We start from the raw sequence: 9,260 nt of genomic DNA on the forward strand, positions 1-9,260 counted from the left end.
GCTCTCGCAGATCCATCGAATAGGGTCGAACCATGCAGGCTGGCCTCCGCCCAGCCCACATCTTGAATCACGATCCGCCCAAAACCGGAATCCCGCGATTCAATCAAATCCAAGCACGATCTAGCGGCGCCGGAACTCGTCGAGGCTGACCACGCCATCGCCGTTGCGATCCAGGCGGGCGAACTCCGACAGGGTGACGGCGCCCGAGTGGTCGAGGTCGAAACGCTCGAAGCCGCTGCGGTCGACCTGGCCGGCCAGGGACGGCAGGGCCGTGGCGCCCACCGCCAGGGCCGCGGCCGCCGCGAGAGCCGGCTTGAGCCAGGCGCGCCGGCGTTGCGGCGCGGAGGCCGGCAGGGGACTGATCTGCGCCTCGATGAAGCCGCGCAGGGCCTGGCTGGCGCTGACGCCCTCGGCCTGGCAGCGGGCCATGAAGGCCTGCTTGGCCGCGTGCGGGAGGCGGATCTCGAGGGTTTCGCTCTTCTTGGGCGGCCGGGTCATGGTCTTGCCTGCTGACTGAACCGATCGGGACTGAAGCCGGTTTTCGCGCGGCGGGCCAGTGAACTCTTGGCCGTCAGCCGCCGACGCTGCTCGCCGACATCATGTCGTAGACGCGCAGGCCGGCCGGGCCGAGGATGACGATGAACAGCACCGGCAGGAAGAAGACGATCATCGGCACGGTCAGCTTGGCGGGAAGCTGGGCGGCCTTCTTCTCGGCCGCAGCAAGGCGCATGTCGCGGTTTTCCTTGGCCATGACGCGCAGGGCCGCGCCCAGCGGCGTGCCGTAGCGCTCGGCCTGGATCATCGCGGTCATGACCGACTTGATGCCCGGATGGTTGGTGCGGCGCGCCAGGCCCTCATAGGCCAGGCGCCGTTCGGGCAGGTAGGAGATCTCGGCCGTGAGCAGGGTCAGTTCCTCGGCCAGTTCGATGGAGGCGCCCCCCATCTCCTGGCTGACCTTCTGGATCGCCGCCTCGATGGACATGCCGCTCTCGACGCAGATCAGCAGCAGGTCGAGGGCGTCCGGGAAGGCGCCGACGATCGATTCGCGGCGCTTCTGGGCCATGTTGGTGATGTAGAGGTTCGGCGCGTAGTAGCCGGCCGTCAGCCCGCCCACCGACAGGGCGATCCGCGTCATGGTGGGCATGCCGAAGCCGTCGATGAAGAACAGGTACATCGCCGTCAGGGCGGCGAAGACGAACGGCAGGACGAAGCGGAAGAAATAGAAGGTGGAGACCGGGCGCGGGCCGCGGTAGCCGGCCTGGGCCAGCTTGTCGACGACCTGCGGGTCCTCCAGCAGGCGCGAGAGCTGCAGGCGGTCGACGACCTTCTTGTAGAGGCCCTCGTCCACGTGGCGCAGGCTGGTCCCCGCGCCGCGCTTGGCCAGCGCCTCGCGGGACTTGCGGCGCAGTTCCTCGCGCCGGGTCGAGACCGACTTCAGCCGCGCCTCGAGGTTGTTCCGATGCAGCATCGGCATGGCGATGGTGACGATGGTCGCAAAGCAGACCACCGCGACGAAGGCCGCCAGGAGGTTGTCGGGATTGGTGAGGGTTTCGACCATGCGTCAGAGCTTGAAATTGATCATCTTGCGCATGGAGAGCACGCCGAGGGTCATCCAGAACCCGCCGATCATCAGCAGGATGTGGCCGCGCGGATCATTGAACAGCGGGGCCATATAGTCCGGCGAGGTGATGAAGATCAGCACGGCCACGGCCGGTGGCAGGGAACCGATGATCGCCGCCGAGGCCACCGCCTCGGCCGACAGCGCCTTGACCTTCTCGCGCATCAGCTTGCGCGAGCGGATGACGGTGGAGAGGTTGCCCAGCGCCTCGGCCAGGTTGCCGCCGGTCTTGGCCTGGATGGCCAGGACGATGGCGAAGAAGCGCACCTCGGCGGTGGGCATCTCGTCGTACATCTTCTCCAGGGCCTGATCGATGGTCATGCCCATGCCGATGCTTTCGACCAGGCGGCTGAACTGGCTGGCCAGGGGCTCTGGCGCCTCCTTGCCGATGACCCGCAGGCTGTCGTGCACCGGCAGGCCGGACTTGATGCCGCGGACCACGATGTCCATGGCGTCGGGGAAGGCCTCGGTGAACTTCTTGATCCGCTGGGCGCCGAGGAAGCCGACGACCCAGCGCGGCGCGCCGAGGCCGGCGGCGAAGGCCAGGCCGATGGCGATGAGCGGCGAGCGGCCGAGCACCAGCACGAGCAGCAGCACCACCGCCGCCAGGGCGGCGCTGAGCATCCAGAAGGTCGAGACCTTCATTGAAAGGCCCGCCTGCTTGAGCCGGGCCTCGAGGCTGAGCCGCGCCTTCTTGCTCTGGCGGTCCTGTTCCTTGAGGGTCCGCAGGATCTGCTTGCGGCGCTGCTCCTGGGCGGAGACGCCCGGGCGGCGGCGGACGGCCTCGCGCGCCTCGGCGCCGCCGGCGATCACCTGGGCGCGCTTGAGGGCCTTGGCGTCGGCCCCGGCCGGCGAGAACAGCGCAAAGCCGACGCCGGCGATGACGATGAAGCCCAGGACCGCGATGAGGAGCGTGGTGAGCATCCCCTACTCCGCCGAGTCCAGCGCCTCGGCGAGCTCGCGCTCGAGGCCGTAGTAGCGGGCCCGATCCCAGAAGCGCGGGCGGGCGATGCCGGTGGAGCGGTGGCGGCCCAGCACCCGGCCGTCGGCGTCGTCGCCGCTGATCTCGTAGACGAACAGGTCCTGGGTGATGATCACGTCGCCTTCCAGGCCCACCACCTCGGTGATGTGGGTGATGCGGCGCGAGCCGTCGCGCAGGCGGGCGGCCTGGATGATGACGTCGACCGAGCCGACGATCATCTCGCGGATGGTCTTGGAGGGCAGGCCGTAGCCGCCCATCGTAATCATTGATTCCACGCGGCTGATGGCTTCGCGCGGACTGTTGGAGTGCAAGGTGCCCATCGAGCCGTCGTGGCCGGTGTTCATCGCCTGGAGCAGGTCGAAGGCCTCCGGGCCGCGGACTTCGCCGACGATAATGCGTTCGGGACGCATCCGCAGGCAGTTCTTGACCAGGTCGCGCATGGTGATCTGGCCCTGGCCCTCAAGGTTCGGGGGGCGGGTCTCCAGACGGACCACGTGCGGCTGCTGGAGCTGCAGCTCGGCGGCGTCCTCGCACGTGATGACGCGCTCGGTCGGGTCGATGAAGGCGGTCAGGGTGTTGAGTAGGGTCGTCTTGCCCGACCCGGTGCCGCCCGAGATGATGACGTTGCAGCGGCAGGCGCCGATGACCCCGAGAACCCGCGCCCCTTCCGGGCTGATGGAGCCGAACTCCACCAGGTTTTTCATGGTCAGCTTGTCTTTCTTGAACTTCCGGATGGTGAGCGTCGGCCCATCGAGCGCCAGGGGCGGGGCGATGACGTTCACGCGGGAGCCGTCGGGCAGGCGCGCGTCGCAGATCGGCGAGCTTTCGTCGACCCGGCGGCCGACCTGGCTGACGATCCGCTGGCAGATGTTCATGAGCTGGGCGTTGTCGCGGAAGCGGACGTTGGTGAGCTGGACCTTGCCGGACACCTCGATGAACACCCGGCCCGCGCCATTGACCATGACGTCGGCGATGTCGTCGCGGGCCAGCAGCGGCTCCAGCGGGCCGTAGCCGAGGACGTCGTTGATGATGTCCTGGACGAGGGTGTCCTGCTCGGACACCGACATGGAGACGTTCTTGATCGCCACCAGCTCGGCGACGATGTCCCGGATCTCCTCGGCGGCCTGCTTGGCGTCGAGCTGGGCGAGCTGCGCCAGGTCGATCGTGTTGATCAGGGCGTTGAAGATCGTGGCCTTGGTGGCGTGGTAGTAGTCGCTCTGCTCGCGCACGACCTGGGTCGCGGGCGCCGGTCCCTGGGCGGCGCGGAGCTGTTCGAAAGCCATGGTCGGCTTGGGACCGGCCGAGGGCTTGCCGGCGGGCGGCGGGGTCTGGACCGGGGCGACCGCGGGGCCGGCGGCCGCGCCCGGCTCGACCCGCTGGGGACGCGTGGCGATGGCCGCACCGTCCGCCGCGGGCGGCGGGGCCGGGCGCGGCGCGGGCGCGTCGGTGGCCGAGGGGCGCTTGCCGAACATCTACTTCTTCTTGAACAGGCTCGAGAGCAGCGAGGTCTTCTGGACCTGCGGCGGCTCGCGGCGGGCGATCTGCTGGGCGAGATGGTCGAGCCCCTCGGCCGAGCGCGACTTCGGCCCGACCTCGGCGATCATCTGGCCGTTGTTGGCGGCCTGGCCGAACAGCTTGGGATCGAAGGGCAAGCAGAGGGCCGGGGTGAGGCCGAGGGCCTCTCCGAAGTCCTTGACCGGAATCTCGGGGCGGCCCGGGACGCCGACCTGATTCAGCACCAGCCGCGGCGGCGCATCGTTCGGCCGGGCGCGACGAACGAGGTCGATCATGTTCTTGGCGTTGCGCAGCGAGGCGAGATCGGGGGTGGCCACGATCACCAGGTCGTCGGACGAGAGCAGGATCTTACGTTTCCAGGGCGTCCAGGCGTGCGGCAGGTCCAGCACCACGAAGGGGGCGGCCGAGCGGATCTTCTGAGTGACCTCCTCGAACGCCTCGGTCGAGATGTCGTAGTCGGCGTCCAGGGTCGCGGGGGCTGCGAACAGCGACAGACGGTCGGTGCAGCGGACCATCATGCGGTCCATCAGCACGGTGTCGAGGCGGTCCGGCTGGGAGAGGGCGTCGATGACCCCCTGGATCGGGTCCTGGTTGAAGTCGAGCCCGGCGGTGCCGAACGGCAGGTCGAGGTCGACCAGGACGGCGCCGGTCAGCAGCCGCTCGGTGATCGAATAGGCGATGTTGTGGGCGATGGTCGAGGCGCCGGCCCCGCCCTTGGCCCCGCAGAACGCGACCTGGCGGCCCACGAAGGGCGCGGAGGGATCGGCGTAGAGGCTGGCGGCGGTGCGCACCAGCAGCAGGGGATTGAGCGGCGGGACGATGTATTCGGACACGCCCCGGCGCATCAGCTCGCGATAGAGGGCGATGTCGTTGGCCTGGCCGACGACCACGACCTTGGTGCCCGGGTCGCAGACCTCGGCCAGCTTGTCGAGCAGGGCCAGGAGCTGGGGACCGGGATCGGCGCTCTCGACCATCACCAGCGAGGGCGTCGCCTCGTTGCGATAGGTCTCGACCGCGGCGGCCAGGCCGCCCATGCGGGTGACGACGGTGGCCCGTTCCATCCGGCGGTCGGCCGCGGCCTGGCCGGCCATTTCGGCGGTCGCGGCGTTGACGCAGAAGATGTGGATGGTGATGCGCGGCAGGCTGCTCTCGCCGAAGGCCGCCTCGGCGCCGGCGATCATGTCGTGGACCGGATGGACGAGAGGCGGCGGCGAGACCGCTCCATCCAGACCGAACGGGTCTTCGTCATGGCCGCCCGCCGGCTCGATGACGATGGGATCGGGACGGTCGGCGGCGCGCGCCCCGCCCAGGTCGGCGAACGGATCGGGGAACGCCTCGGGCTCGACCTCTTCCAGCGCTTCGGGCGCGAAAGGATCGGCGGCGGCGGCGGCCGGGGGCGGTTCGCGCCAGGCGTCCTCGACGGAGGTGAAATCGTCCTCGGCGTCGAAGTCGGGATCGAAGGGATCGTGACTCTGATGCGGCTTCATGAAACCCCGCCTCGCCTCAATTACCGGCCTTGGCGACTGCGCCATTGGCCTGCTCGTCCCGCTTGGTCGCGGTGATCTCGCCCTGACGGTACTTGTCGAGTACGACTTCGCGGCGCTGGACGTCGGCGGCCGTCGAGGCGGCCGGCCGCGTCAGGTCGGCCGGATTGGCGAGCTGGGCGGCCATGTTCGCGGTGATGGCGCAGCCGAAGTTGGGCTGGACCTCGTTCTTCCAGGAGTGGGCGAGATTGGTCCATTCGCGGCCGCACTCGGGCACGGTGACCGAATACTGCTGGCGGGTGAGGACGAGCGGCGCGGCGCGGTCGCCCTTGGCGTCATAGCCCATGACGCTGACCTCGGCGTCGGAGACGCCCTGATCGAGCAGGAAGCCGCGCACCGCCTCGGTGGAGCGTGCGGTCATGGCGGCGTCGGGGCCGCTCACCGGCGCGCGCACCACGATGGGCCCGCCGTCGCCCCGCCAGTCGGCCGCGAAGGCGGCCAGGGCGTCGGACTGCGCCGCCGACAGACCCTCGCCCCGCACGGCCAGGCGGATTTCCGCCGGCTGGGTATTGACCTGGGCGCGCCAGAGCTCGGTCGGGGTGCGCGGCTGATCGGCCTTGCCGACCGGAGCTTCGCGGTTGGTGGCGCAGGCGCTCAGGGCGAGCGCGGCCGCGGCGAGGGCGAGGAAACGGGATGCGCTCATTCGATCACGTAGCCATGCGGCCCCTGATAGGTGCGCCCGCGAGGCGCGTTGGGATTGGCCTTGTAAGCCTTGGTCAGCGACCCCATCAGCAGGGTCGAGGCGTCGTCGGCGATCATCATGCCGTCAACCGGGGTCTGCAGGCGGTCCGGGCTGACGGCGTCGACGATGTAGGGGGTGACGATGATGACCAGCTCGGTCTCGCCCGCCAGGTAGTCGCGCGAACGGAACAGGCTGCCCAGCACCGGCAGGGTGGTCATGCCGGGCAGGCTGTCGAAGCTCTGCTTGGTCTTTTCCTGCAACAGGCCGGCGATCATCATCGCCCCGCCCGAGGGCAGCTCCACCGAGGTCTCGGCGCGCCGGACGACGAGGGCCGGAATGGTGAGGGCCGTGCCGCTGGCGCCGTTGTTGACCGTGAAGGCGCCCTGGCTGCTGATTTCGGAGACCTCGGTCGAGACCTTCAGCGAGATGCGGCCGGAGGAGAGCACGACGGGGGTGAAGCCGAGGCCGACGCCGAAGGGCTTGAACTCGACGCTGATCGCCCCCGAGCGGTCCTGGGCGACCGGAATGGGGAATTCGCCGCCGGCCAGGAAATTCGCCGCCTCGCCCGAGACCGCGGTGAGGTTCGGCTCGGCCAGGGTGCGGACGAGGCCGACCCGCTCGAACGCCTTGAGCGTGGCTTCGCCCTGGTTGAGCCCGGGACTGCCGGCTGTATCCTTCAGGGTGGCGGTATTCCAGTTGCTGGCCTGGGTCGCGTCGCGGACTACGACATCGCACAGCTTCTCAGTGTCGAAGGAGCAGGGGAACTGCATCACCGGCTGTTTGGTGGTGTTGCTCAGCCAGCCGCCGGATATTCCGCCGAGCAGGGAGCCGTTGACCCCCCAGGTCGGCGAAATGCCGAAGGTGTACTGGGTCTCGCCGAGTTGACCCAGGAGAGCGTTGAGATTGAAGCCGAGCTGTTTGATGACGTTGCGCTGCATCTCGACGATGCGCACCTTGAGCATCACCTGGTCCTTGCCGGCGATGCCCAGCATGTTGATGACCTGTTCGGGCTTCTCGACGGCGGCGCGGGCGATCTGCTGGGCGCGGTCGGCGTCGGCGAGGTTGGCCACCTGGCCCGAGAGGATCAGGCTGCCGTTCATGGCGTCGACCTTGACCCGGGCGCCGGGCACGACGCGGTTGATGGTCTGGGCGACGGCCGAGGGGTCCTGGTCGACGCGGATGTCGAGCGAGAGGATGCGGCGGCCGGCGGCGTCGAAGAACACCGCGTCGGTCGAGCCGTTCTTCAGGCCCATGATGAAGATCCGGCGCGGCGAGCGCAGCATGGCGTCGGCGACCGCCGGATTGGTCACCAGAACGTCGCGCACGTCGACCGGCAGCTCGACGATCGCCGACTTGCCGTTCGGCAAGGTCAGGGACTGGGTCGCGGGCCCGCCCGACAGGTTGACCCGCACGACGGCCGACTGGCCGGCGACCCCGGCCGCCATGGCCGGAGCCGCGCCAGGCGTGCTTTGGGCCCCGGCGGCGAGCGGAGCGAAGAGGCCCGCCCCCAAGGCGGCCAGGGCGATCAGGATACGCGGCGTCATGGCGTGGCGACCTCGGTGACTTCCCCGCCGCGGAAGACGCGGACGGCCTGGGCGGTGGCGCGGGCGGTTCCGCCGCGGCCGGGCGGCCCGCCGATATCGGCGTAGGAGCGCAGGGCGAGTTGCACCTCCCCCTGGGCCTTGCCGCGGGCCATCACCTCGGCGTCGGCGGCCGGAATCTCCAGGGTGGCGACGCCGCCGACGATGGTCTTGGCGTCCTTGCCCGGCTCGATGCTCTGGTCGATGGCCAGGACCCGGACGTTGCGCATCAGGACCTCGGTGACCATGGTCTTGGCGCCGCCGTCGCCGCCGCCCTGGCGGCTTTGCAGCACGTCGATGCGGTCGCCGGGCAGGATGAAGCCGCCGGCCGCGGTTTCGGCGTTGATCGGAACGGCCATGGCCCGCATGCCGGGCTGGAGCACCACGGCCATGAAGCCGCTCTGGCCGGCGCGGACGACCTTGCGCGCCACCACCGGCTCTCCGGCGGCCAGGGCTTCCTTGACGATGGCGCCCTCGAAGGCCTGCATCGGGCTCTGGGCGCTGATGATGTCGTTGGCCGCGCGGGCGGCCTTCTGGACCGCCTTGTCGGGCATCTGAGCCGGAAGCGCCGGCGCGGCGCCGTCGGTGACGAAAGAGGCGTTGAGCGCATCGGCCGGCCAGGCCTGCCAGGCGAGATCCGCCGGGGTCAGCCGCGTACCGATCGGCAGGTCGCGCTTGGCGACCAGCACCTGGGCCACCGGGCGCGCCGCCGGAGCGGCCGCGGCGGCCGGCTCGGGGCGTTTCGGCGACGCCATGTTGCGCACGATGAAGGCCAAGCCGATGGCGGCGATGGCGGCGACGGCGAGGATGGCGATGCGGACGGCGCCCATGGATGCGGACTCAAGACGCCCGCGGGGCGGGCCCTGGGTCGCCTGCGTCCGCGGTCCGCGGCGCCTGCGATTCGGATGATCGGCGTTTTGCCGATCCGTCGTTAATTGCCGCGCGCATGGTTAACGCGACCTAAAGGCTCCGCTTACAAACCACCCCAGGCGCTCAGAAGCGCCGACGCCGGGAAGGCGGCCATGGCGCCCACCGCAATGGCGACGCCGTAGGGGGCGCTCTCGCCGGGCGTCGCGAGCCGGCCGACCCAGGCCGGGCCGTTGACCACATAGGCGCGTAGCCACATGGAGCGCAGGCTGATCAGGAAGAGAGCCAGGGCGCCGCCAGCCAAGGCGGTATAGACGAGGTAGGGAACCGCAGCCGACCAGCCGAGCCAAAGCCCCGCAGCGGCGAACAGCTTGGCGTCGCCGCCGCCGATCCAGCGCAGGGCGAACATGACCATGCCGGCCACGAGCGCGGCGACTCCAGCGGCCACATGCAGGCCGATCTGCGGAAGCCA

General features: G+C 69.8%; 9 protein-coding genes. All 9 read right to left on the reverse strand.

Annotated elements, in window-relative coordinates; genetic code table 11:
- Nucleotides 1-120: 120 nt before the first annotated feature.
- Nucleotides 121-498 carry an EF-hand domain-containing protein gene (locus ACE3TL_RS15600; RefSeq protein ID WP_374579589.1) on the reverse strand — a complete coding sequence of 126 codons (378 nt, stop codon included), beginning with the start codon at nt 496-498 and terminating at the stop codon, nt 121-123.
- A gap of 73 nt (nt 499-571) precedes the next feature.
- Entirely contained in the window at nt 572-1,558 is a 987-nt protein-coding gene (locus ACE3TL_RS15605) for a type II secretion system F family protein (protein ID WP_374579590.1), read from the reverse strand.
- 3 nt (nt 1,559-1,561) lie between these two features.
- The gene (locus ACE3TL_RS15610) at nt 1,562-2,542 is read right to left on the reverse strand and encodes a type II secretion system F family protein (protein ID WP_374579591.1); all 981 of its coding nucleotides are present in this window, start codon (nt 2,540-2,542) and stop codon (nt 1,562-1,564) included.
- A gap of 3 nt (nt 2,543-2,545) precedes the next feature.
- Complete coding sequence (locus ACE3TL_RS15615; RefSeq protein ID WP_374579592.1) at nt 2,546-4,072, reverse strand: CpaF family protein; 1,527 nt, start codon at nt 4,070-4,072, stop codon at nt 2,546-2,548.
- Entirely contained in the window at nt 4,073-5,602 is a 1,530-nt protein-coding gene (locus tag ACE3TL_RS15620) for a CpaE family protein (protein ID WP_374579593.1), read from the reverse strand.
- A gap of 16 nt (nt 5,603-5,618) precedes the next feature.
- The gene (locus ACE3TL_RS15625; RefSeq protein WP_374579594.1) at nt 5,619-6,302 is read right to left on the reverse strand and encodes a CpaD family pilus assembly protein; all 684 of its coding nucleotides are present in this window, start codon (nt 6,300-6,302) and stop codon (nt 5,619-5,621) included.
- Nucleotides 6,299-7,885 (reverse strand): type II and III secretion system protein family protein, encoded by a 1,587-nt coding sequence (locus ACE3TL_RS15630; protein WP_374579595.1) that lies wholly within the window; start codon nt 7,883-7,885, stop codon nt 6,299-6,301. Before ACE3TL_RS15630 ends, ACE3TL_RS15625 begins: the two co-directional genes overlap by 4 nt.
- Complete coding sequence (gene cpaB, locus ACE3TL_RS15635) at nt 7,882-8,751, reverse strand: Flp pilus assembly protein CpaB (RefSeq protein ID WP_374579596.1); 870 nt, start codon at nt 8,749-8,751, stop codon at nt 7,882-7,884. The genes ACE3TL_RS15630 and cpaB overlap by 4 nt, the downstream gene beginning before the upstream one ends.
- 143 nt (nt 8,752-8,894) lie before the next feature.
- The coding region (locus ACE3TL_RS15640) for a prepilin peptidase (RefSeq protein WP_374579597.1) at nt 8,895-9,260 on the reverse strand (366 nt) is incomplete at its 5' end.

This window comes from Phenylobacterium sp., assembly GCF_041920015.1.
Classification (GTDB): Bacteria; Pseudomonadota; Alphaproteobacteria; order Caulobacterales; family Caulobacteraceae; genus Phenylobacterium.